Annotated in this window: 16 protein-coding genes and 1 riboswitch; of the genes, 8 read left to right on the top strand and 8 right to left on the bottom strand. The window is 63.9% G+C overall.

Annotation, left to right across the window (positions count from 1 at the left end; genetic code table 11):
• Positions 1-293: 293 nt before the first annotated feature.
• Positions 294-1,001, top strand: coding sequence for an orotidine-5'-phosphate decarboxylase (gene pyrF, locus BFX80_RS13620; RefSeq protein ID WP_084209187.1), 708 nt, complete (start codon positions 294-296; stop codon positions 999-1,001).
• Positions 1,002-1,131: 130 nt separating this feature from the next.
• On the opposite strand, the gene BFX80_RS13615 is transcribed toward pyrF, so the two are convergent.
• Complete coding sequence (locus BFX80_RS13615; RefSeq protein WP_167593049.1) at positions 1,132-1,959, bottom strand: SIMPL domain-containing protein; 828 nt, start codon at positions 1,957-1,959, stop codon at positions 1,132-1,134.
• A 257-nt stretch (positions 1,960-2,216) separates the two neighbouring features.
• On the opposite strand from BFX80_RS13615, the gene BFX80_RS13610 reads away from it, so the two are divergent.
• Positions 2,217-3,077 carry an ABC transporter substrate-binding protein gene (locus BFX80_RS13610; RefSeq protein WP_167593048.1) on the top strand — a complete coding sequence of 287 codons (861 nt, stop codon included), beginning with the start codon at positions 2,217-2,219 and terminating at the stop codon, positions 3,075-3,077.
• Positions 3,078-3,092: 15 nt separating this feature from the next.
• On the opposite strand, the gene cobO is transcribed toward BFX80_RS13610, so the two are convergent.
• The 5 genes from cobO to BFX80_RS13585 all read right to left on the bottom strand — a co-directional run bounded on the left by cobO (position 3,093) and on the right by BFX80_RS13585 (position 13,122).
• Positions 3,093-3,692, bottom strand: a complete 600-nt coding sequence (gene cobO, locus BFX80_RS13605; RefSeq protein ID WP_077371790.1) for a cob(I)yrinic acid a,c-diamide adenosyltransferase — start codon at positions 3,690-3,692, stop codon at positions 3,093-3,095.
• An 83-nt stretch (positions 3,693-3,775) separates the two neighbouring features.
• Positions 3,776-5,662: a TonB-dependent receptor domain-containing protein gene (locus BFX80_RS13600; RefSeq protein WP_084209184.1), complete on the bottom strand. Its 1,887-nt coding sequence runs from the start codon at positions 5,660-5,662 to the stop codon at positions 3,776-3,778.
• A 132-nt stretch (positions 5,663-5,794) separates the two neighbouring features.
• Positions 5,795-6,023, bottom strand: a riboswitch (cobalamin riboswitch).
• Between the two features lie 170 nt (positions 6,024-6,193).
• A complete protein-coding gene (locus BFX80_RS13595) occupies positions 6,194-7,435 on the bottom strand; it encodes a NupC/NupG family nucleoside CNT transporter (protein ID WP_077371796.1) in 1,242 nt (413 codons plus the stop codon).
• A 282-nt stretch (positions 7,436-7,717) separates the two neighbouring features.
• Positions 7,718-9,685, bottom strand: coding sequence for a cation:proton antiporter (locus tag BFX80_RS13590; protein ID WP_077371798.1), 1,968 nt, complete (start codon positions 9,683-9,685; stop codon positions 7,718-7,720).
• Between the two features lie 209 nt (positions 9,686-9,894).
• Positions 9,895-13,122 (bottom strand): FAD-binding and (Fe-S)-binding domain-containing protein, encoded by a 3,228-nt coding sequence (locus BFX80_RS13585; protein WP_084209183.1) that lies wholly within the window; start codon positions 13,120-13,122, stop codon positions 9,895-9,897.
• 350 nt (positions 13,123-13,472) lie between these two features.
• Here BFX80_RS13585 and BFX80_RS13580 point away from each other — a divergent pair, with 350 nt between their 5' ends.
• The 5 genes from BFX80_RS13580 to BFX80_RS13560 all read left to right on the top strand — a co-directional run bounded on the left by BFX80_RS13580 (position 13,473) and on the right by BFX80_RS13560 (position 19,887).
• Complete coding sequence (locus BFX80_RS13580) at positions 13,473-14,330, top strand: pyrroline-5-carboxylate reductase family protein (RefSeq protein ID WP_077371804.1); 858 nt, start codon at positions 13,473-13,475, stop codon at positions 14,328-14,330.
• Positions 14,331-14,536: 206 nt separating this feature from the next.
• Entirely contained in the window at positions 14,537-14,914 is a 378-nt protein-coding gene (gene crcB / locus BFX80_RS13575) for a fluoride efflux transporter CrcB (protein WP_084209182.1), read from the top strand.
• 135 nt (positions 14,915-15,049) lie between these two features.
• Positions 15,050-16,327 carry a serine--tRNA ligase gene (gene serS, locus BFX80_RS13570; RefSeq protein ID WP_077371807.1) on the top strand — a complete coding sequence of 426 codons (1,278 nt, stop codon included), beginning with the start codon at positions 15,050-15,052 and terminating at the stop codon, positions 16,325-16,327.
• A gap of 643 nt (positions 16,328-16,970) precedes the next feature.
• On the top strand, positions 16,971-17,729 hold the full coding sequence (gene cobA, locus BFX80_RS18310; protein ID WP_240499755.1) for a uroporphyrinogen-III C-methyltransferase: 759 nt from the start codon (positions 16,971-16,973) through the stop codon (positions 17,727-17,729).
• A gap of 328 nt (positions 17,730-18,057) precedes the next feature.
• Complete coding sequence (locus BFX80_RS13560) at positions 18,058-19,887, top strand: acyl-CoA dehydrogenase C-terminal domain-containing protein (RefSeq protein ID WP_084209180.1); 1,830 nt, start codon at positions 18,058-18,060, stop codon at positions 19,885-19,887.
• 150 nt (positions 19,888-20,037) lie between these two features.
• Here BFX80_RS13560 and BFX80_RS13555 read toward each other — a convergent pair whose 3' ends face one another.
• Both BFX80_RS13555 and BFX80_RS13550 read right to left on the bottom strand, forming a co-directional pair.
• The gene (locus BFX80_RS13555) at positions 20,038-20,583 is read right to left on the bottom strand and encodes an Mpo1 family 2-hydroxy fatty acid dioxygenase (protein ID WP_205632710.1); all 546 of its coding nucleotides are present in this window, start codon (positions 20,581-20,583) and stop codon (positions 20,038-20,040) included.
• Between the two features lie 232 nt (positions 20,584-20,815).
• Positions 20,816-21,268, bottom strand: a complete 453-nt coding sequence (locus BFX80_RS13550; protein WP_084209179.1) for a hypothetical protein — start codon at positions 21,266-21,268, stop codon at positions 20,816-20,818.
• Positions 21,269-21,484: 216 nt separating this feature from the next.
• Here BFX80_RS13550 and BFX80_RS13545 point away from each other — a divergent pair, with 216 nt between their 5' ends.
• The gene (locus tag BFX80_RS13545; protein ID WP_077371819.1) at positions 21,485-21,811 is read left to right on the top strand and encodes a YnfA family protein; all 327 of its coding nucleotides are present in this window, start codon (positions 21,485-21,487) and stop codon (positions 21,809-21,811) included.
• Positions 21,812-21,845 lie beyond the last annotated feature (34 nt).

Raw genomic sequence — 21,845 nt, 5'->3', positions numbered from 1 at the left:
GAGCTTTTCCTTGTTTCATGATGATTATCGGGGCGTCTGGTCGGGCCGTGATGCCCTGTGCCCAGCACGTGAATCACTGTGGCTGAAGGATGAGTTTTGTAGTCATTAAGAATTAAACGATTCCTCATCCTTGGGGCCGCTTCAGCGCTCAACGCGCGAAAGTGCTAGCGCGAATAGCGAGCTGATTCGATTCGGCTTTCTCTGAGCTTACAGGTGCGTTGGTGGGCGCTATAATGTTGCCCCGAGCCCATGACCCCCTGTCATCGCGCCTAGTCTCATTGCCCGGAGCCCGGATGCCTGCCACGACTTCCCCCCTGATCATCGCCCTCGATTACCCGGATATGGCCGCCGCACTGGCCATGGCGGACCAGCTGGATCCGACGCGCTGCCGCGTCAAGGTGGGCAAGGAGCTGTTCACGCGAGTAGGGCCGGACATCCTCAAGGCGCTGCATCAGCGCGGCTTCGAGGTCTTTCTGGATCTCAAGTTCCACGATATTCCCAATACCACCGCGCAGGCCGTGCTGGCGGCTGCCGAGCACGGTGTCTGGATGACCAACGTGCACGCCGGTGGTGGCGCGCGCATGATGGAAGCCGCCGCCAGTGCACTGGCCACGCGCCAGCTCGAGACGCGCCTGATTGCCGTGACCGTGCTGACCAGCATGGAGCAGAGTGATCTTGCGGGTATCGGTCTGGATGTCACGCCACTGGCCCAGGTCGAGCGTCTGGCGAGCCTTGCCCAGCAAAGCGGCATGCACGGTGTGGTGTGCTCGGCGCGTGAGACACCCAGTCTCAAGGCGCTGTGTGGGCCGGACTTCCTCAAGGTGACGCCCGGTATCCGCCCGAGCTTTGCCCAGGCCGGTGATCAGCGACGCACCATGACGCCGGGCGAGGCAATGGCGGCTGGCAGCACCCACCTGGTGATCGGGCGTCCGGTCACTCAGGCCGAGAATCCCATGGCAGCGCTTGCCGCCATCGAGACGGAGCTTGGTGGCCGGGCGTAAGTCAGCGCCCGAGGGGATGTGAATCGCGGGGCGTCACTCTCGAGATAGGCCGAGCTTCCGTCACGCGTGGACGCCAGCGGCTCTGGACAAGCGGCTGGCGTCTGGAGAGTGGCGTTCGGGGTGTCGACGCTCAGTCGGCTGATGTCAGTCCCCAGCTGACCTGCACATCACTTTCGAGTGACAGCTCGCCGGGACGATACTCGTTGCCACCACTCTTGGCTTCTGCCATGTCGGCGCGCATGGCCATCATCGGCGGGCGAGGGCTCTGGGAAGATTCATTGATCGACTGCACATCACCCAGTGTCGCTCCCAGCGTCTCGGCCATCAGTTCGGCCTTGTGGCGTGCCTTGGTCAGGGCTTGCTGCAGTACCTTGTCCTCGAGTGCTGCACGATCACTGAGCTGATATTGCACGCCCGCCAACTGATTCACCCCCGCTCCCAACAGCAGGTCGATCACCTCCGGCACCTGGTCCAGATCCTTCAGCGAAATGCTGATCGGGCGCTCGAGATGGGTACGCTGCCATTGCTGCGGGTTCTGATCATTGGCCGTGCGCTCGTAATAGCGCTCCGGTCGCAGGGTCAGGCTGCCCGCCTTGATCAGGCGACTCTCGATACCGGCGCTTTCCAGTGCCTGGATCAGCGTGCTCATGCGGCCTTCCAGTGTCTGGCGGGCCTGGCGCGCGGCTTCTCCCTGCTTCTGACTGTCCGGTGCCTTGTCGTCCACCTTGCTGGCCGGTGTCTTCTCCCAGAGACGCGCCTCGATGCTGGCCTTGTCCGGCGCGGCTTCGATGCTGGCACTGGCACTGACATGGACAAGCGCCGGTGCAGGTGTCTGGTCAGCCTGTGCCGTACTCACGGCGCTGACGGCACTCAGTGCCAGCACCAGCCCTAGCCGCAAGAAGGAATGCTGGACGCCTGAACTCGCGTCGGCAGTTACGGATGGCAGGATGCGGGGCATGGAAACTCCTTTTTGGCACATGGCGATATTGTCATATGGTGATATTTTCATATGTCGATATTGACACAGAATGATGGCGTGAACGTCCGACATCGCGTGGATCACGATAGCACTTCGCACGAGACGCGCTGAAGCGATCGTGTGCCTCGATCAGGCATCTCATGGCGTCAGGGACGTCGCGGTCATACAGGAGCGATACCATCAATACCGTCACGCTATCTCAGGGGCGACGCGCGCTCCTCGGGGGACTGTCAGCGTTGCTGCTCACCGCAATGCCGTCGCTCGCCTGGGCGGCGAGTCTTTCCGTCGTGGATGATGGTGGCGAGACGGTGACGCTTTCCCGGCCCGCTCATCGTGTGGTCACCCTGGCGCCCCATGCCGCGGAGCTGGTCGCGGCGGCGGGAGGGCTTGCACATCTGGTCGCCGTCAGCCAGGGCAGTGATTACCCGCCACAGGTCAAGACGCTGCCGCGTGTCGCGAGCTATCAAGGGCCGAATCTGGAGGCGGTGCTGGCGGCCAGACCCGCGCTGATCGTGGCGTGGGGCAGCGGGCTGTCCGCGGAAATGCAGGCGCGCCTGGCGGCGCTGGGGCTGACGACCTTCCTCAGCGAGCCCAGGACATTGGCGCAGGTACTCTCCAATATCGAGCGCCTGGGGGTGTTGATGGGCACCCGGCCCGAGGCAGAGGCCTACGTGGCGCGTCTCGAGAAGCGCATCAGTCACCTGGAGGCACGCGATGGCATGGAGGGCGACGCGCCCTTGCCGGTCTTCTTCCAGCTGGGCGAGAGCCCGATGACGACTCTGGCAGGAGGGCATCTGGTCAATGAATTGATTCGCCGCTGCGGGGGAGAGCCGTTGTTGTCTGACGCCCCCACCGTGGTGCCTCAGATACGCCGTGAAGCGCTGTGGCTGGCAGGGCCTCGGCTGATTCTGCATCCGGTGGCCGCAGGCGCCCCCCGTGAGCGTTGGAAGGCAGCCTGGCGAGCCAGGGGTGGCCCGCTGGCCTCGGTGGCGCTTGTCGGACTGGATCCGGACCCGGTCAGCCGTCCGGGGCCGCGCAGCGTCGAGGCGATGGCGCAGATCTGCCATGCCATCTCGGTGCAGCGCGCAGCGCGGTGACGTGGGTCGAGCTGCTCAGAAGTCGATGCCGCGGCGCGCCTTGAGACCATGATTGAAGCCATGACGTATCTCGGTCATCTCGGTGACGGTATCGGCACAGGCAACGATCTCGCGGTTGGCATTGCGTCCGGTGATGATGACGGTCTGCTCCTCGGGGCGACCTTCCAGCGCCGTCATCACCTCTTCCAATGGCAGGTAGCCAAACTTGACCATGTAGGTCAGTTCATCAAGCACGACCAGATAGACGCTTTCATCGCGCATCAGGCGCTTCGCTTCCTGCCACACCGCCTGACAGGCCGCGGTATCGGCGTCACGATTCTGGGTGTCCCAGGTGAAGCCGGTGGTCATGGCGTGGACTTCCAGATTGGCATCCTCGGCAAGGCGCTCACGCTCCCCGCACTCCCACAGTCCCTTGATGAACTGGATGACACCGACCTTGTAGCCATAGCCGAGTGCCCGGGTGATGGTGCCCCATGCAGCGGTCGTCTTGCCCTTGCCGTTGCCGGTGAAGACCAGCAGCTGGCCGCGCTCTTCATTGGCCTGTGCCACCTTGTCGTCGACATGTGACTTGAGCTTTTCCATTGCCGTCTTGTGGCGGGTATTGCGGTCCGTCATGCGTGTGCTCCGTCAGTCATTGTCACTGCGCCGCTCTCGGGGCGGCGCAGTGAGGAGTGTGGCCCGTCGTCAGTAAGAGGTGCTCAGAAATAGAAGGTCACGCCGCCTTCGACGTAACGCCCCTGGGTGTCGTAGCCGTTGACCAGCTGATAATCACGATCGAAGACGTTCTCCAGCTTGGCGCTCAGCTTGACGTTCTGCATCACCTGCCAGCTGGTGCGCAGGTCGAAGACGCCATAGCCGGCGGTGCGAGTGTCCGTGTAGGTATCGGCATCGGTATCGCTGCGGCTGGCACTGCCACGCAGCGTTGCTCCGAAGCTCCAGTCGGCGAGGGCGTAATCGGCATCCAGGCGCGCAAAGCGCTTGGCCCGACGTTTCAGCTGCTCTCCTGTCTCGCGGTCTTCCGGGTCCTGCCAGGTCATGGCGAGATTCACGCTGAGCGCGTCACCTTTCCAGCCACTGCTCAGCTCGATGCCACGGATGCGTGAGCGGTCGATATTGATCGGCGTGAAGTCGGCGCCTTCGTAGCTGATCAGATTGTCGATATCCGTCTGGAAGGCATTGACGCCCACATGCCACCGCTGCTCCTGCAGACGCCAGAAGAGTTCGGCCGTGGTGGAGGTCTCGGCATCCAGATCCGGGTTGCCTGAGCCGTAAGGGCTGTAGAGATCGATCAGGTTGGGGGCCTTGAAGGCGCTCGAGTAGCTGGCGCCGAGCTGCTGTGCCTGAGTCAGGTCATAGGCATAGCTGGAGCCACCGGTCATCTGATGACCATAACGATTGTCATCGTCATACCGCAGGCTGGTGGTGACGTGATGGCGTTGTTGCTGGAGCTGCCAGCTGCCATAGACCCCCGTGGCATAGCGGCTGTCCACTTCATAGCCGTCGGCGGTGAAGTAGGGGCCATCGGCGTCCAGACTTTCCTCGCGGTGATCCACCCCCAGGCTGAGCGTGCCGAGGTCGGTGTAGAAGTCGTGGCGCAGGCCGATCTCGTTGCGGGCACTGGCGACACGCCCGGCATCGCTGCCGGCTTCAGTGTTCTCGTACTCGTCGCGCGTACGCGCCACGCTGACCGTCATGTCCCAGTTCGGGTTCAGGTGGGTCAGCAGGCTGGCATCCAGTACCAGCTGGCTACCTTCTCCGCTGCAGTCTTCAGAGGCACTGAAGCTGCTGTCGTAGCAATCGTCGTAATCGTAGTCCGTGTCGGTCTTGGCGACGCCGAGAGACAGCGTGGCTCGCTGGCCGAAGTCGTGCCCAAGGCGCAGTTCGGCGCCCGTGGCCTCGTAGCCATCATCTTCACTGCCGGTATCGCGGGCGGAGAAACCATCGCTTTCATCATGATGGAGATTGGCGGAGAGACGAGTGTCATCTTCCACCGAGCTGAACTGTGCGTTCTGGCGGAAGGTGCCGTCGCTGCCGGCGCGCAGCGTGACTTCCGCGTGCTGGCCGACTTCGCTGCCGCCACGCGTGATCAGGTTGATCACGCCGCCGATGGCATCGGCGCCGTAGACGCTGGCGCGCGGCCCCCGCACGATCTCGACACGTTCGATGGCAGACAGCGGCAGAAATTCGAAGTGCGCCAGGCCATCGGCGCTGTTGGCGATGCGCTGGCCGTTGACCAGGATCAAGGTGTGGTCGGACTCGGTGCCACGCATGAACAGGCTGGTCTGGCTCCCCATCGGACCGCTGCGCGCGACTTCGATGCCATTGCGCGACTGCAGAAGGTCCACCAGCGAGCTGGCCTGCAGGCGTTCGATCTCGTCACGCGTGATGACGTCGGTGCTGGCCAGCACATCATTCTGCAGCTGGGGGATGCGATTGGCGGTGACCTGAACGGTCTCCAGGCTATCCGATGAAGGGGCGGTGGTCTCCTGTGCCGCCAGGGCAGGTGGTGTCAGCAGTAGTAGACTGCCCACGAGGGTGTACTTGGCCTGCGCGTGCGCGCGACCACGGGTCTTGTAAGTATTCATGAATGATCCTCAAGCGTCAGACGCAATGAGGAGGACAGGCGTGACAGGGTGCGTGGATGCACATCGTCGCGGCGTGCCCCTTTGAAAAAGGACATCCCGACGAATTTGCCACTGGTGAGGCCCTCCGCATCAACCAGTGTGGAAGCGAGGGCCGGTCTCCGGACTGACGCCTGGCGGACGTCCTGTTGGAACGTCTCACCCCCTCATGCGCCTTCCCACCTCCTTCCCTTGAGGGGCGTCACGAGGACGTCCCGGAGGCAGTGGCTGGTCATCTCGACCGGCATGAGCGTTGCGATCACCGTTGCGGGGGCAGTACGGGGCTTTCACCCGATTCCCGAGCACCCAGGCTTCTACCCGAGCTATTGTCTGGGGAGGGCGACAGGGAGTCAATCGGCAGGCCCTGTCGTCTGCCGGTCTGGCGTTCGCTGGCTCGTGACGCGGGCTGGATACGACAACGCCCGCACTGGGCGGGCGTTGTCGAGAGGTCACCTGACGGCGTGTCTCACTCGCATGCGAGGCTTGCGATGAGCGTCACAGCGACAGGAACAGTCCGGCAAGACTGGCTGACATCAGGTTGGAGAGCGTACCGGCGAGAATCGCCTTCATGCCCATCTGCGCGATGTCACTGCGGCGGTTCGGTGCCATCAGTCCCAGGCCGCCCATCAGGATGGCCACGGAGGACAGGTTGGCGAAGCCACACAGCGCGAAGATGATGATCGCTTCGGAATGCTCTGACAGCTTGATCTGATGGCTGGCGAGGTCGGCGAAGGCGACGAACTCGTTGAGCACCAGCTTCTGACCGATGAAGCTGCCGGCCTGGATGGCTTCATGCCACGGCACGCCGATGACCCAGGCGACCGGCGCGAAGGCGTAGCCCAGCAGCAGCTGCAGCGTGATGTCCTGATAGCCGAACAATCCACTGACCCAGCCGATGATGATGTTGCCCAGCGCGATCAAGGCGATGAAGGCCAGCAGCATGCCGCCGACATTGATGGCCAGCTGCACGCCGGATGCTGCGCCGGACGCGGCAGCATCGATGACGTTGGTCGGGCGATCGATGTCCTTGCCCAGGGCTTCCTCGACACTCTGGGTCTTGGATTCGGTCTCCGGGATCAGCATCTTGGCCATCAGCAGGCCACCCGGGGCTGCCATGAAGGACGCTGCCAGCAGGTACTTGAGGTCAATGCCCAGCGAGGCATAGCCCACCAGCACGGAACCGGCCACGGAGGCCAGGCCACCGGTCATCACCGCGAACAGTTCCGAGCGGGTCATGCCGGCGATGAACGGACGCACGACCAGCGGTGCTTCGGTCTGGCCGACGAAGATGTTGGCCGCGGCGGACAGCGATTCGGGACGACTGGTGCCGAGAATCTTCGAAAGCCCACCACCCAGCACACTGATCACGACGTTCATCACGCGCAGGTGGTAGAGCACCGCGATCAATGACGAGAAGAACACGATGATCGGCAGTACGCGCAGAGCGAACACGAAACCACCGCCACCGAAGACTTCGAACATCTTGTCGCTGACCAGGCCACCGAACAGGAAGTCCATGCCCACGTTGGCGCTGGACATGACGGCCTGAACCCCTTCGCTGAGACCGAGCAGCATGCTCTTGCCGGCGGGAACGTAGAGTACGAATGCCCCCAGCAATGCCTGGATGGCAAAGGCCCCCAGTACGGTGCGCAAGCTGATGGCGCGTCGGTTTTCAGATAATAGGAAGGCGATCCCCAGGAGGGCTAAGACGCCCACCAGGCCCATGACGATCTGCATCAAGCAGCTCCTGAATGCGTAGGTGTTACGTTGAGGACAAGGCAATAGCGCTGGCTGCCGGACAGGGCTGCCAAAACTGGCGCGTACTCTACCAGCATTTTGGGCGGCTGTCGGAGTCTGCCACTAACGTTTTAGGCATTTTTTGTGAATCCCGCTTCGCGGCTGTGCGCCATTCGCCACGAGGCCTGCAGGAAGCGGGCCTCGTGGTCAGGGGGTTGGCATCATCTCCGGGCGCCGTGCTGTCTGCGCGCATGCCGTTTTCGGGATGCATTCAAGCCGTCATCAGGCTCGGCCACCGGGGAGACGGCTGGCGGGCAGGGGGCCGGAGCCCGTGGCGGTGCCGGGATTCGCGGTGGAGCGGGTGGAGGAACTCGCGTCAGAGCCTGCCCCTTCTGCGGCCTGGGATGACTTGCTCGATTCGGCCTTGTCCGCCTTCGATTGTGCCGGTCGGGTCAGCTCAGGCGAGTCGGCATAGATCAGGCTGATCAGCGTCTCACCGGCCTTGGGTTCCAGTGCGACGGCGGAATTGGCGATGCGAATCCGGCCCTGGCTGCTGATGCAGAACAGGGTCAGCAGGCGGTCATCATGAATCCGGCGATAGTCCTCGAGACTGAAGTTCTCGCTGATGCGGGCACGCCGGAACTCCGCCCCCTGTGACAGCAGGCTGGCCAGCTTGGCGTAGGTGACCTGACCATCGAACAACAGTGGCAGGTGGCCGAGCGCCTGGTCCTGCTGGCGCTTGGCATTCTTGCCATTGTCCTCGGCGAGCCGGAAGACCCGGCCGTGGCCGAGAATGTGCTCGAAATGCAGCGCCGCGAGGCTGTTGAGCTCGCGATAGGGCGACAGGGGCATGAGATGGCCGATGCCCGTCAACTCGAGATGCTGTGAGGCATGCTCGGACAGCGGGTTGCCGTAATAGACCGGCAGGCCTGCCATGCGGGCTTCCTGTACCGCGTCCCAGTTGGTATCGGTCAGGCGTACCGAGAAGCCGGCATCCACCAGCTCGCGGGCGACCAGGCGCGACACCGAGTTGGCCCCGAGAATCAGGAAGCCCGAGGGCGGTGGCTCACCGACACCCAGCACCTTGACGATGGGGCGCGACAGCAAGCTCTGGATCACCACCGTGCCGATGATGACCAGGAAGGTCATCGGGACCAGCATCTCGGCGCCTTCGATGCCCTGGGATTCGAGCTTGAGCGCGAACAGCGAGGCCACGGCGGCCGCGACGATACCGCGAGGAGACAGCCAGGCCAGCAGCGCCTTCTCGCGCAGCGTCAATTCGCTGCCCAGGGTGCACAGCCAGACAGTCAGCGGGCGCGCGACCCACATCAACACGGCCAGGAAGACCCATGCCGGCCAGGACAGCAGCGAAAGCTGCTCGACGGTCAGGCGCCCCGCCAGCAGCAGAAATAGCCCGGAAATCAGCAGGACGGTGAGCGTCTCCTTGAACTCGATGATCTGCTGGGTAGGCACGCCGCGCATGTTGGCCAGCCATACCCCCATGACGGTCACGGTCAGGAGTCCGGATTCGTGGAACAGGGTATTGGAGATGGCGAAGAGTCCCAGCATCACCATCAGGGTGCCGAAGTTGTGCAGCTTCTGGGGCAGCCAGAAGTGGCGCAGCACCAGCCCCCAGCACCAGCCGCCCAGCGCGCCCATGCCAAGGCCGAGGCCCACGGTCTGGGCGAACAGCACCAGGGTATGTGACACCGCATTGCCGGTCATGCCCAGTGCGACGTACTCATAGACAAGTACCGCCAGCAGCGCGCCCACCGGGTCGATCATGATGCCTTCCCAGCGCAGGATCTGGGTCAGGTTGCCGCGCGCGCGCAGGGTCTGCAGCAATGGCATCACCACGGTCGGGCCTGTCACCACCAGCAGGGCCCCGAGCACGGCGGCCATCTCCCAGCGCATGTCGAGCAGATAATGCGCCGCCACGGTACCGATCACGCCGGTGATCACCACCCCGGTGGTCACCAGTCGTCTGACGATGTGCCCGTGTCCCCGCAGGTCCTTGAAGTCCAGCGTCAGACTGCCCTCGAACAGGATCACCGCCACTGCCAGCGAGACCAGCGGGAACAGCAGGTCTCCCAGCAGCTCATCCGGCTTGAGCCAGCCCGTGACGGGGCCGGCAAGGATGCCAACGATCAGCAGCGGCAGGATGGCGGGCAGACGCATGCGCCAGGCCAGCCATTGACAGCCGAGAGCCATCAGACCGATCAGGGTCAGGGCCAGTGCGGGTTCCGTCATCGGGAAGCTTCCTTGGAGTCAGCGAAAATGAGCGGTGCCACTGACGCGGTCACCGCTCATCGAATCGTCTTGTCTCGGCCAGGTGCCAACATCACGGCTGGCCGGAAGGGCGCAGACTAGCGATTGATTCCGTGGTATGCAACGTCGCGTTGCCTTATCGCGCTCCCCTCATGTCATTCCTCCTGAACGGCCACTGGGCCTTCTGGCTGTCACTGCGCGCGACGCACCAGTGGCAGCAGCGCCTGGAGGGGATGCGGCAGCTGACGTTCGGAGAAGCGTTTGCTCTGGCTGCGACAGGAATAACCACTGGCCACCAGCTTGCCCTGATTGGCCTCGTCCTCGACCACCGCCTTCCACGACAGCTCATAGATGGCACGTGAGGTCTCGAGATTGCGCGCTTCGTGACCATAGGTGCCGGACATGCCGCAGCAGCCGGTGGAGAGTGTCTCGAGGCTGAGACCAAAGGCGGCATACACCTGCTGCCAGGCCTTGGCGGACCCCGGCGCATTGGTGCTCTCGGTACAGTGGCTCAGGAGTGTCAGGCCCGGGTCCATCTTGCCCAGCACCGTCTTGGTGACACCCACCGGCAGCAGCTTGCGCAGGCTGATCAGCCACTCCTGAAGCAGCAGGACATCCGGCACGGCGTCCGGGCCGAGGGTCTTCACGTACTCCTGACGATAGGTCAGGGTCATCGCCGGGTCGATGCCGACCAGCGGCACGCCGAAATCGGCGATCGCCTTGAGACGCTTGGCCTGGGCGCGCGCGGTGCGCTGGAAGGCGCCGGTGAAGCCCTGTACCTGCAGCGGCTTGCCATTGGGGGCGAAGGGCGCGACGAACACCCGAATGTCGAGTCGTGACAGCAGCTCGATGATGTCCATCACCAGCTGGGCCTCGAAGTGGCTGGTGAAGGCGTCCTGCACCAGGATCACGCTTCTGGCCTTCTGGGACTCGGTCAGGCGGCCGAGCTGGGTCGGGGTCGCCTCCGAGACGCCCCAGCTCTTGAGCTGCTTGCGCAGACTGGCGCGCGACAGGCGTGGGGCATCGACCATGCCGATCGGGCCTTCCAGCAGACGACTGACCAGGCGATTGGACAGCAGGCCGTTGTAGAGCGGCGTGACGCGCTCGGCCCACGGCAGCACGAACTCGAGGCTGCCGATCAGGTAATCGCGCAGCGGACGCTGATAGCGATGGTGATAGACCTCGAGGAAGCGGCTGCGGAAATCCGGCACGTTGACCTTGATCGGACACTGGCCCGCGCAGGACTTGCACGCCAGACAGCCGGCCATCGCCTGATAGACCTGCTGATCGAAGCCGACCTCCTGAGCGCCAGTCTGCGTCTGTCCACCACGACGCGCCTTCAGCGAAGCGCCGATGCGGGTCGGCAGACGCGCCAGCCACAGGCCGGCCCCCTTGAGGCCCGGCGTCCGGGCGGCCTGCGCCTCGGCGATCACGTCCCGTCCGGCATTGCCTTCCAGGCGCAGCCATTCACGCATCAGGCTGGCGCGTCCCTTGGGCGAATGGATGCGCTGACGCGTCGCCTTCCAGGACGGGCACATGGCGTCGTTGGGGTCGTAGTTGTAGCAGGCACCGTTGCCGTTGCAGTAGACGGCGCTGGCGTATTCCTGCCACACGCGCTCATCGATCTGGCGATCGAGATCGCCGCGCATGGTCACGTCATCGATGCGCATCAAGCGGGGGTCGAAGGCCTCGACGGCGCTGTCAGCGTGATCACGCTTGTCGCTCTCGCTCTCGCTCTCGCTCTCACCTTCGCTGGCGCCAGCGTCGTCGACCAGTGTGGCTGGCAGGCGGGGCGAGGTGATCTTGCCCGGATTGAGCTGATTGCGCGGGTCGAAGGCCGCCTTCACGTCCTGCAGCGCCCCATAGAGGCTGCCGAAGAAGCGGGGGGCATATTCCGAGCGCACGCCCTTGCCGTGTTCGCCCCACAGCAGGCCACCGTACTTGTGGGTGAGGGCGGCGACCTCGTCGGAGATCTCGCGAATCATCGCCTGCTGGGCGGGGTCCTTCATGTCGAGTGCCGGGCGTACGTGCAGCACGCCGGCATCGACATGCCCGAACATGCCATAACGCAGGCCGCGGGCATCGAGAGCGGCGCGGAATTCGGCGATGTAGTCCGCCAGATGCTCCGGCGGAACGGCCGTGTCCTCGACGAAGGGCAGCGGACGGGCTTCTCCCTCGACATTGCCCAGCAAGCCCACCGAGCGCTTGCGCATGCCATAGACGCGACTGATCTGCGCACGCCCACGCGCTTCGGTGAAGCCGAGGCGCTCGACGCTGGTGTCACTGGCCAGATGCTCGCTGAAGGCGGCCACCTTGGCGTCCAGTGCCGCTTCGCTGTCGGCATTGAATTCGATCAGGTTGATGCCGCCGATGGCCGGGGAGCCCTCGGCACTGGCCGGGAAGAATTCCTCGACGCTGTCCCACACGAAATCCTGCATGGCCAGGTTGAGCACGGTGTCATCCACCGTCTCGATGGAAGTCGGACGGTTGCCCTCGACCGCCATCAGTGTCTTGGCGTCGCGCAGCGCGTCCATGAAGCTCGCGTAGCGCAGGTTGATCAGCGTCGAGCAAGGCGCGATGGGCAGGGCATTCAGCTCGGCCTCGACCACGAAGCCCAGCGTGCCCTCGGCGCCGCACAGCAGACTGTTGAGGTTGAAGCGCCCATCGACCTCGCGCAGGTGGGCGAGATCGTAGCCGGTCAGGCAGCGATTGAGCGGTGGGAAGATGTCGGCGATTTCCTCGGCACGCTCATCGGCGATGGCGCGCGCGGTGCGGTAGATTTCACCGACGCGATCCTCGCGTGCGCACAGTGCCTCGAGCTCGGCATCGTCGATGGCATGGCTCGACAGGCGTGTCCCGTCGAGCAGGACGCTGTCGAGCGTGATCACGTGGTCACGAGTCTTGCCGTATTCACAGCTCCCCTGGCCGGACGCATCGGTATTGATCATGCCGCCGATGGTGGCACGATTGGAGGTCGAGAGTTCCGGGGCGAAGAACAGACCATGCGGCTTGAGCGCGGCATTGAGCTGATCCTTCACCACGCCGGCCTCGACCCGTACGCGACGCTTCTCGACATCGATCTCGAGAATGCGGTTCATGTGGCGCGACACATCCACCAGCACACCATCATTGAGTGACTGGCCATTGGTGCCGGTACCGCCGCCACGCGGTGCCAGGGTGACCGCCGCGAAGCGGGGGTCGTTGGACAGCCGCGCGATGCACTGGATGTCCTCGGCATGACGTGGATAGACCACGGCCTGAGGCAGTACCTGATACAGTGAGTTGTCAGTCGACAACACGGTACGGTTGGCGTAGTCCGGACTGATGTCACCGGCAAAGCCTGCATCGCGCAGGGCGGCCAGGAAGTCCAGGTAGAGGGCATCGACGGGGGCAGGCGTATCCAGCAGGCGTTCGGTCATGATCTCGCTCGGGCAGTGAGTCGCGTCAGGCAGGCCACGTGGGCCGATGTGCCTAAGCTTACCTGAGCTGAAGGCGTGGCCCCAGCCTCAAGGGGCATCCTGCGCTGTCCTGTCAGGATAATCCGGTCATCCGAGTCAGGACTGACTACGCTTGAAAGGGGCTAGATTGCCGGGAAGTTCCCGCCACGTCTCGTTGTGGCACGCCCCTTCATGCGGGAGCTTCTCGAGGCAATCCCTCTTGCCGCATCCTCTGCCGTGAAGAAGCTACCGATGCAGGATATCGGCAGAGGCATCATCGACCGACACCCTTGTGGTTTGCTCGTTTCCTTTCTCTCAGCAGGAGCCGTTCCATGGCATCGTCATCCTATCCCTCGACCTCCACCTGCCATCGCGAATCCCGTCAGCCTCCTACGCGATTGGGGGTGCTGGGCGTGGGAGAACTGGCGGAGTCTCTTCTGGTCGCGCTGGCGCGAGGCTGCCTGCGCGATGGGCGCTCGCGGCATGATCTGGAGTTCCACCTCTCGCCGCGCAATGATGTCCGCAGCCACCGCCTGGGCTGGCGTTTCGGTGCCGTCCGCCACGCCAGCAACGTCGCGGTGTGCGAAGCCAGCCTCTGTGTGCTGGTCGGGGTCCGACCGCAGCAGCTGGAAGCGCTGGCCATGGAACTGCGTGAAAGCCGCGCTCTGAGCAAGGACCATCATCTGATGGTGATGGCGGCCGGTGTCTCACTCGCCAACCTGCAGCGCTGGTTCGCGCCGGCCAGGGTGGTGCGCGTGATGACGGGGCTGGCGGTGTCCGAGGGGCAGAGCGCGCTCACGCTCTATCCGGAAGACCCCCTCACGCGGGACCTGCTCAGTCCGGCAGTCCGGCAGGTGATTGCCTTCGAGGAAGAGGCCGCCTTCGAGGCCAGCATGCTGGCAGTCTGCGTGAATGCCTGGCAGCTGGCCCAGCAGCAGGCGCTGCTTGACTGGTTCCAGACCGTCCCCGGCATCACCGGGCCGCAGGCCCGCCAGTTGTTGATGACCCAGATGCGTGATGCCCTTGCCCTGATGGAAGCCCACCCCGATACCCCGCCGGGCGAGCTTGCCTCGCGCATCGGCACGCCCGGCACCTGGACGGCACGCGGGCTTGAGCAACTGGGCGGCAAGGACGGTGCCCACCATCGGTGGCAGCAAGTGCTGGATGGGCTGAGAAGCGAGCTGAACTGATTCCATGGCCGTCGGTCATCACGGGCGGCGAGTCATGCTTTGCTGAACCCGTCTTTCCCGTGACCCGAGTTCCCCGCGTCCCGCGATTTTCTTACACTGGCAGTCAATGACATGCCTCAGGTGCGGCTGCGTACCTGAGGCATGGTCTTGTATTTCGACAGCTGGACGAGCCGCTGGCGGCTCATGACATGAGGCAGATGCGAGACATGGGAACCTGGTTGGCAGTAGCAGCGGGCGGCGCCATCGGCGCTCTTGGACGTTATCTGGTCAGTGGCTGGATCACGGGAACGGCGGGTCGAGGGTTCCCCTGGGGGACGCTCGGGGTCAATCTCCTCGGCAGCTGCCTGATGGGCTTCCTGTTCATCTGGGTCACCCAGGAGCTCAAGCTTGCGCCTGTCTGGCAGGCGATCATGGTGGCCGGCTTCACCGGCGCCTTCACCACCTTTTCCACCTTCGCCCTCGAAGCGCTCAATCTGATGATCAGCGGGCGCATGCTGGCAGGGCTGATCTACGTCGCGGTGAGCGTGGTGGCCTGTCTGGGCATGGTGGCGCTCGGCATGAAGCTCGCCCGCGCCCTGCTGTGAGCGACGGCCTGCCCCCGGGTGGCTGCCTCGGCATTGCGGCGGCTGCGAAGCGGGGCGTGGCTGAGGTAGACTAGTGCGCATGACCTTACCGTGCCGCGATGCGGCCTGAGTGAACTGACGAGAGAGCCTTCCCACATGCTGGACCCGAAACTTCTGCGCGCCGATCTTGACGCGACCGCCGAGCGCCTCGCACGTCGTGGCTATCAGCTGGATACCGAGGCCTTCGCCGCCCTGGAAGCGCGTCGCCGTGATCTGCAGATCGAGACCGAATCGCTGCAGAACGAGCGCAACACTCGCTCCAAGTCCATCGGCAATGCCAAGGCTCGCGGTGAAGACATCGCACCGCTGCTGGCGGAAGTCAGTGATCTGGGCGAGCGCCTCGACGCCGCCAAGAAAGAGCTCTCCGAGCTGCAGAGCAAGGCGGAGGCCATGGCCGCCAGCATCCCGAACCTGCCCAACGCGGACGTGCCGGAAGGCGCCGACGAGAATGACAATGTCGAGCTGCATCGCTGGGGCACCCCGCGTGAGTTCGATTTCGAGGTGCGTGATCACGTTGACCTCGGGGAACTCAAGGGGCAGCTCAACTTCGAGCTCGCCGCCAAGATCACCGGTTCACGCTTTGCCATCATGCACGGCTCCATCGCACGCCTGCATCGTGCGCTGGTGCAGTTCATGCTCGACAAGCAGACCCTCGAGCACGGTTACGAAGAGTTCTACGTGCCCTACATCGTCAACCGTGATTCCTTGATGGGCACCAGCCAGCTGCCCAAGTTCGAGGAAGACCTGTTCAAGCTCAATGACGATCGCGAATTCTTCCTGATCCCGACCGCCGAAGTGCCGCTGACCAACATGGTGCGCGACGAGATTCTCGACGCCAGCGACCTGCCGCTCAAGTTCACCGCGCATACGCCGTGCTTCCGCAGCGAGGCGGGTGCCTATGGTCGCGATACCCGCGGCATGATTCGCCAGCATCAGTTCGACAAGGTCGAGATGGTGCAGGTGGTCGAGGCGGACAAGAGCTATGACGCACTGGAAGAGATGCGTGGCCATGCCGAGGCCATCCTGCAGGCGCTGGAGCTGCCGTACCGTGCCGTGACGTTGTGCACCGGCGACATGGGCTTCGCGGCGGCCAAGACCTATGACCTGGAAGTCTGGCTGCCGAGCCAGAATACCTATCGCGAGATTTCTTCCATCTCCAACTGCGAAGACTTCCAGGCACGTCGCATGCAGGCACGCGCCCGTGTCGAAGGACAGAAGAAGCCGCAGCTGGTACACACACTGAATGGCTCCGGCCTGGCGGTGGGACGTTGTCTGGTCGCGGTGCTCGAGAACCATCAGAATGCGGATGGTTCCATCAGCGTGCCGCAGGCGCTGCGCAGCTACATGGGCGGTGTGGACACCCTCAACGTCTGAGGCCCGCCGCGCAGCTCCGCTCGCGCCCCGAACCCCCGCTTCCTGCCGGAAGCGGGGGTTTTTCGTCTGCGGCTCTGCTACAACGTGCCTTCGGGGTCGTTATGCTTATTGGTTATTTTAGAGAGTGTTTCTTATGCTCTAAAATGCCGTTCATCGAAGGCTGCTACCCAGCCTCGCCCCGTTTGTGGATATGCCCATGGAATTTCTCAATCTCTCTTGTGATCCTTCACGACTCCAGCTGTGCCTGATCGGCGGTGGCCAGGAGGCGCTGGCGCTGGCCGAGCGCTTTGCCGGCCTGGGGGCGGATCTGTGTGTCTACGGCGATGCCCGAATGCCGGCGCTGGAGAGACTGTGCGGTCAAGAGGGTTGGGAAGTGGCCGATACGCTGTTGCCGGTGCCTGCACCCGGCCAGCTGTGGCTGGTCGTCACGGGCAGCGAGGGCCGGGACCGCGGTATCCTGCGCCACGCGCGTGAGCAGCATGTCATGGTGTTTGCGCCGCGTCATCCGGCGGACTCCAGCGTGCGTCTTCCGCCCCGGCTGGTCGCGGGCGAGGCGGTGTTGCCGGTGAAGGAGGAGGATCGCTTCACCGGCACGCATGGTCAGGTGGCGCTGGTCAGCGCCGGCCCCGGCGACCCGGAGCTTCTGACCCTCAAGGCATTGCGTCATCTGCAGCAGGCCGACGTGATCATCCATGACCGGCTGGTGAGTCACGAGATTCTGGCACTGGCCAGGCCTGAAGCCCGCCGGCTGTATGTCGGCAAGGCGCGCAGTGACCACAGCGTGCCCCAGGAAGGCATCAATCAGGCACTGGTGGACTATGCGCGCGCTGGCCATCGCGTCGTGCGCCTCAAGGGAGGCGATGCCTTCATCTTCGGGCGTGGTGGTGAGGAACTCGAGACGCTGGCGGATGCCGGGATCAGTTTCGAGGTGGTGCCAGGTATCACCGCGGCCTCCGGTTGCGCCGCCTACGCCGGGATTCCGCTGACCCACCGCGATCATGCCCAGTCGGTGCGTTTCGTCACCGGGCACCTCAAGGATGGCAGCTGTGACCTGGACTGGGAGGCGCTGGCACGCCCCGCCCAGACCCTGGTGTTCTACATGGGGCTGGGCAGTCTGGCGCTGATCTGCGAGCAGCTGATCCACCATGGTCTGGCGGCCAGCACGCCGATCGCTCTGGTGGAGCAGGGCACTACCGCGCGTCAGCGCGTGCATGTGGCGACTCTGGCGGAGATGCCGGCACAGGTGGCGGGGCAGGGGCTCAAGCCGCCGACGTTGATCATCGTCGGGGATGTCGTCAGGCTGCATGATTCCCTCAAGTGGTTCTCGCCGACGGCCGACAGCAGCCTTGGCTGGGAAGATGGCAAGCACCCGACGCCGCTGGCCCAGGTGAACACTGCCTGAGAGAGGTGAGGCTTCGAGCATTCAAGTAATCAAGTACTCAAGACGCCGCCCCGGTTCCTGCCGGGGCGGCGTCTTGCGTCATGAGGTCTCGTGGCTCGCAGCGAGCGTCGCGCGGTACGCCTTGGGCCAAGGTCGAGATGACGCAGACAGCGATTGCGCCTATTGTTTCAAGCAATCGTTTGAATCGCGGGTCGGACCCTGTCAGCGCTCCAGCGGCGCAGTGTCACGGTATTGCAGTGTCACGACGGAAGGCTCGCGGCCGACAGCACGCCATCACGAACCACGCCGTTGCAAGACGTCGTCGGAAGAGACCTGCAAGGAGAGTCACATGGCCAAGTATCAGGCACCGCTCAAGGATGCACGTTTCGTGCTCAACGAGGTATTCGCGGCCGAGCAGGAATGGGCGACCATGGAGGCCACTTCCGAGGTGAATGCGGAACTGGCCGAGGCGATACTCGAGGAAGGCGCGCGCGTGACCCAGGCAGAGCTGCTGCCGCTGAACCTGAGTGGTGATGCCGAGGGCGCGCGCTTCGCAGAGGGGCGTGTCACCACGCCCAAGGGCTTCAAGGAAGCCTATCGGGTGCTCGCCGAGGGTGGCTGGATGGGGTTGGGTGGCAACCCTGAATACGGCGGTCAGGGCATGCCAAAGATGCTCACCGTGGCCTTCGAGGAAATGCTCTACGCCACCAATACCAGCTTCGCGCTCTACCCGGCACTGAATGCCGGGGCCTGTCTGGCGATGGACAGTCATGCCCCTGAATCCGTCAAGCGGGTCTTTCTGCCGCGCATGTACGCCGGCGACTGGCTGGGCACCATGTGTCTGACCGAGCCTCACTGCGGGACGGACCTGGGCATGATCCGCACTCGTGCCGAGCCCCTCGAGGGTGATGACCCACTGCTGGGGCTGCCACGTTATCGCATTACCGGCACCAAGATCTGGATCACCGGTGGCGAGCACGACATGGTCGACAACATCGTGCATCTGGTGCTGGCCAAGCTGCCGGATGCGCCTTCCGGCACCCGCGGCATCTCGCTGTTTCTGGTCTCCAGGCAACTGCTCGATGCCGAGGGACAGCCCGCGGCATCGAATGCGGTCAGCTGTGGGTCCATCGAGCACAAGATGGGCATCAAGGGCAGCGCGACCTGCGTGATGAACTTCGATGGTGCCGAAGGGGTGTTGATCGGCGAGCCGCACCAGGGGCTGGCGGCGATGTTCACCATGATGAACTACGAGCGCCTCTCCATCGGCCTGCAAGGGCTGGGACTGGGGGAAGTGGCCTATCAGAGTGCGATGGATTTCGCTGCTGAACGTCTGCAGAGCCGCGCACCGACGGGCGCACAGGCACCAGACAAGCCGGCTGATCCGATTCTGGTTCATCCTGATGTTCGCCGCATGGCGCTGGAAACCCGTGTCTGGAACGAGTCCGGGCGGGCCTTTGCCGTCTTCGTCGGTCAGCAGCTGGATCGCGTCAAGTATCACGCCGATGAAGCGGTGAAGGCTGATGCGGATGCACTGGTGCAATTCCTGACGCCGATCGCCAAGGCGCTGCTGACGGATCGTGGCTTCGATGCCACCGTCATGGCGCAACAGCTCTATGGCGGCAATGGTTATTGCGTGGAGTGGGGTGCCGAGCAGTACGTGCGCGATGCCCGCATCGCGATGATCTACGAAGGCACCAATGGGATCCAGGCGATGGATCTGGTCGGACGCAAGCTCTACCGCAATCGCGGGGCGTACGTGGCACGCTTTGCCGAGCAGGTCAGGGCCGAGCTTGAGGGACAGGATGACGACGAGCGGACCCGGCCGTTCGCCGAGGCCTGCCAGCAGGAACTGGCGCGCCTGGAGTGTGTCGCCGAGCAGTTGCTGGCCCGTGCGGATGACAATCCCGAGGAGCTGGGGGCGGCAGCCTGCGATTTCCTCGACCTGGCCGGGCTGTGTGTCTACAGCTATCTGTGGTTGCGCATGGCGCGTGCCGCGGTACAGGGATTGGCGACATCGGGTGCCAGCGGGGAGGATTTCTACCGTCGCAAGCTGGCCATGGGCAACTACTTCGTCCAGCGGGTCTTGCCGCGCGCCGTCGCGCTGGAAGCCCAGATCGCGGCAGGTGCTGCACCGCTGATGGCCTTCCGTCTCGAGGATTTCGATCCGGCGCAGTGAGCCGTGCCGGTACGGCGAGCCATGCGATGATTCGGGCAACGGCTCATTCGTGACACTCTGAAACGCAAACGCCCAGCGATCCTTCCGGATCGCTGGGCGTTTGCGTTTCAGGCCTTTGCATTGCAGATCTTTGCATGGCAGAGGGCGGACTCAGGCGTCGTCAGAGGAGGATTTGGATGCGAGAAGCCAGTCACGCAGGTCGGGAAACAGTTCGACAAGTACGAACAGCGGGCCGATGAGAAGCTGGCGCAGGTCATCGAGAAATGCGGGTTTTCGCCCCTCGAGACGGTGGCCGATGATCTGACCGACCCAGGCAAGCAGGAAGATTGCCACCATCAACGGGACCACTGGCCAGCGTAGGCCAAGCATCGCGAACATCGCGGCAAGACTGATCAGGCTCCAGACCAGCATCACCAGCGATGCGCGCCACGAGAGTCGGGCATAGAACCCGAGCGCAGCGAGGGTCAGCAGGCCGCCGGGCAGCATCCACAGTCCCGCGCCGGGTTCGCTGGACATCCCCTGGCCCCCCAGCAGCCGCCAGACAAGGATCAGCGTCGCGGTGAAGATGAGCGGTACACAGATGAGATGCAGACGAATATTGTCGGGGTGCCGATGGCTGGCCGAGTAGTGGGCCAGCGATTCCTTGAGGCGCGCCTGAGCGCCAAGACCCATGTGCGAGTGTGATGAGATGCCCATGTGAAGATCTCCTGACAGACATGATGAGTGCCCGGCTGGCGCGTGCGCAGCGGGATAGGTGGCGTGGGGAGGTCAGAGAGCATTGGCGTGATGCAGCAAGGTCCGGCAACCCTGCTGACTTTCATCATAGCGTATCGTGTCGGCCGGCAGGGCACAGGGCGGCTGTCAGCCTGGCCGGTCTGGGGTCTGCCGCGCCAGCGCGGGCGAGAAGGCGACAGCGCTGGCGGCGAATTCAGAGGTGGAACTGACCACAGGCCTCTGGCTGATGCAGGATGGCATCGACACGGATGATGTCGCTCAGGCCATCCTCGCAGGGCAGGGTGATCTGCTCGCCGACAGCCAGTCCCAGCAGGGCGATCCCCAGGGGGGACATGATGCACAGCGGGGCTATGGCCGACTGGAGGGAAGGCGCGGTGGAGCCGAAGGCGAACGGAATGCATTCATCGCTTGCGGGGTCTGGATAACGCAGCATCAGTTCATGATGGCCAGAGCGAGAGCCGGTGAGGCGCAGATGACTGCGCATGCTGACGTGATTGTTCGGAAAGTCATCCGGTGGCACGATCTCCGCCTGAATCAGGCGGCTTTCCAGGCGGGTTGCCAGCTCGTCATCATGCTGCTGGCTATCGATCAGGCGCTGAATGCGATCCGCATCCAGACGGTTGATGATCAGACGTGGCCGAGTCATCTGCAGGTTCCTTGTCATCACGTCGCGTCGCGCTATGCTGCGCCGCAAGACGTCGCCAATCCTGGCATTGTTTTCGTGGGAAGCGGTTGGCGTCCGGGTGGCCCCGAGGTTCCTGTCAGCCGCAGGTCAATCCTATTCGCTTTTTCTCGTACAGGGGAGTCGTCTGATCACGACAGGTGGTGAGGCGCTGTCATCTTTCCCTGCAAGGATATCGTCATGGCAATCGTATGGATCTATCCCTTGGCGGCACTGGCGGAAATTGCCGGCTGTTTCGCCTTCTGGGCCTGGTGGAAACTGGATCGCAGCCCTTTATGGTTGATCCCGGGCATGATGAGCCTCGGTGCGTTTGCCTGGTTGCTGTCGCTGGTGGATGTCGATCAGGCGGGGCGAGCCTTTGCCATCTATGGTGGGGTATATATCGTCACCTCGCTGCTCTGGCTCTGGCTGGTGGAGCAACAGGTGCCGGGTCGCTGGGATCTGCTCGGCTCGCTGGTCTGCCTGCTGGGCAGTGCGCTGATTCTGTGGGGAGGGCGGGCGCAGTGAGTCGCGGGCAGGCTCGCTGAGCCGGTCCCTGAAC

Source organism: Cobetia marina (assembly GCF_001720485.1).
Classification (GTDB): domain Bacteria; phylum Pseudomonadota; class Gammaproteobacteria; order Pseudomonadales; family Halomonadaceae; genus Cobetia; species Cobetia marina.
The sequence above is the reverse complement of the archived record's forward strand: the minus strand, read 5'-3'. Positions and strand labels throughout refer to the sequence as shown.

Excerpts from the sequence above, each read along its gene's own strand:
- BFX80_RS13545 (WP_077371819.1), top strand. The coding sequence starts at position 21,485 with ATGGCAATCGTATGGATCTATCCCTTGGCGGCACTGGCGGAAATTGCC.
- BFX80_RS13580 (WP_077371804.1), top strand. The coding sequence starts at position 13,473 with ATGGCATCGTCATCCTATCCCTCGACCTCCACCTGCCATCGCGAATCC.
- BFX80_RS13550 (WP_084209179.1), bottom strand. The coding sequence starts at position 21,268 with ATGACTCGGCCACGTCTGATCATCAACCGTCTGGATGCGGATCGCATT.
- BFX80_RS13615 (WP_167593049.1), bottom strand. The coding sequence starts at position 1,959 with ATGCCCCGCATCCTGCCATCCGTAACTGCCGACGCGAGTTCAGGCGTC.
- BFX80_RS13585 (WP_084209183.1), bottom strand. The coding sequence starts at position 13,122 with ATGACCGAACGCCTGCTGGATACGCCTGCCCCCGTCGATGCCCTCTAC.
- BFX80_RS13555 (WP_205632710.1), bottom strand. The coding sequence starts at position 20,583 with ATGGGCATCTCATCACACTCGCACATGGGTCTTGGCGCTCAGGCGCGC.
- BFX80_RS13595 (WP_077371796.1), bottom strand. The coding sequence starts at position 7,435 with ATGCAGATCGTCATGGGCCTGGTGGGCGTCTTAGCCCTCCTGGGGATC.
- BFX80_RS13600 (WP_084209184.1), bottom strand. The coding sequence starts at position 5,662 with ATGAATACTTACAAGACCCGTGGTCGCGCGCACGCGCAGGCCAAGTAC.
- pyrF (WP_084209187.1), top strand. The coding sequence starts at position 294 with ATGCCTGCCACGACTTCCCCCCTGATCATCGCCCTCGATTACCCGGAT.
- crcB (WP_084209182.1), top strand. The coding sequence starts at position 14,537 with ATGGGAACCTGGTTGGCAGTAGCAGCGGGCGGCGCCATCGGCGCTCTT.
- BFX80_RS13560 (WP_084209180.1), top strand. The coding sequence starts at position 18,058 with ATGGCCAAGTATCAGGCACCGCTCAAGGATGCACGTTTCGTGCTCAAC.
- BFX80_RS13590 (WP_077371798.1), bottom strand. The coding sequence starts at position 9,685 with ATGACGGAACCCGCACTGGCCCTGACCCTGATCGGTCTGATGGCTCTC.
- cobO (WP_077371790.1), bottom strand. The coding sequence starts at position 3,692 with ATGACGGACCGCAATACCCGCCACAAGACGGCAATGGAAAAGCTCAAG.
- serS (WP_077371807.1), top strand. The coding sequence starts at position 15,050 with ATGCTGGACCCGAAACTTCTGCGCGCCGATCTTGACGCGACCGCCGAG.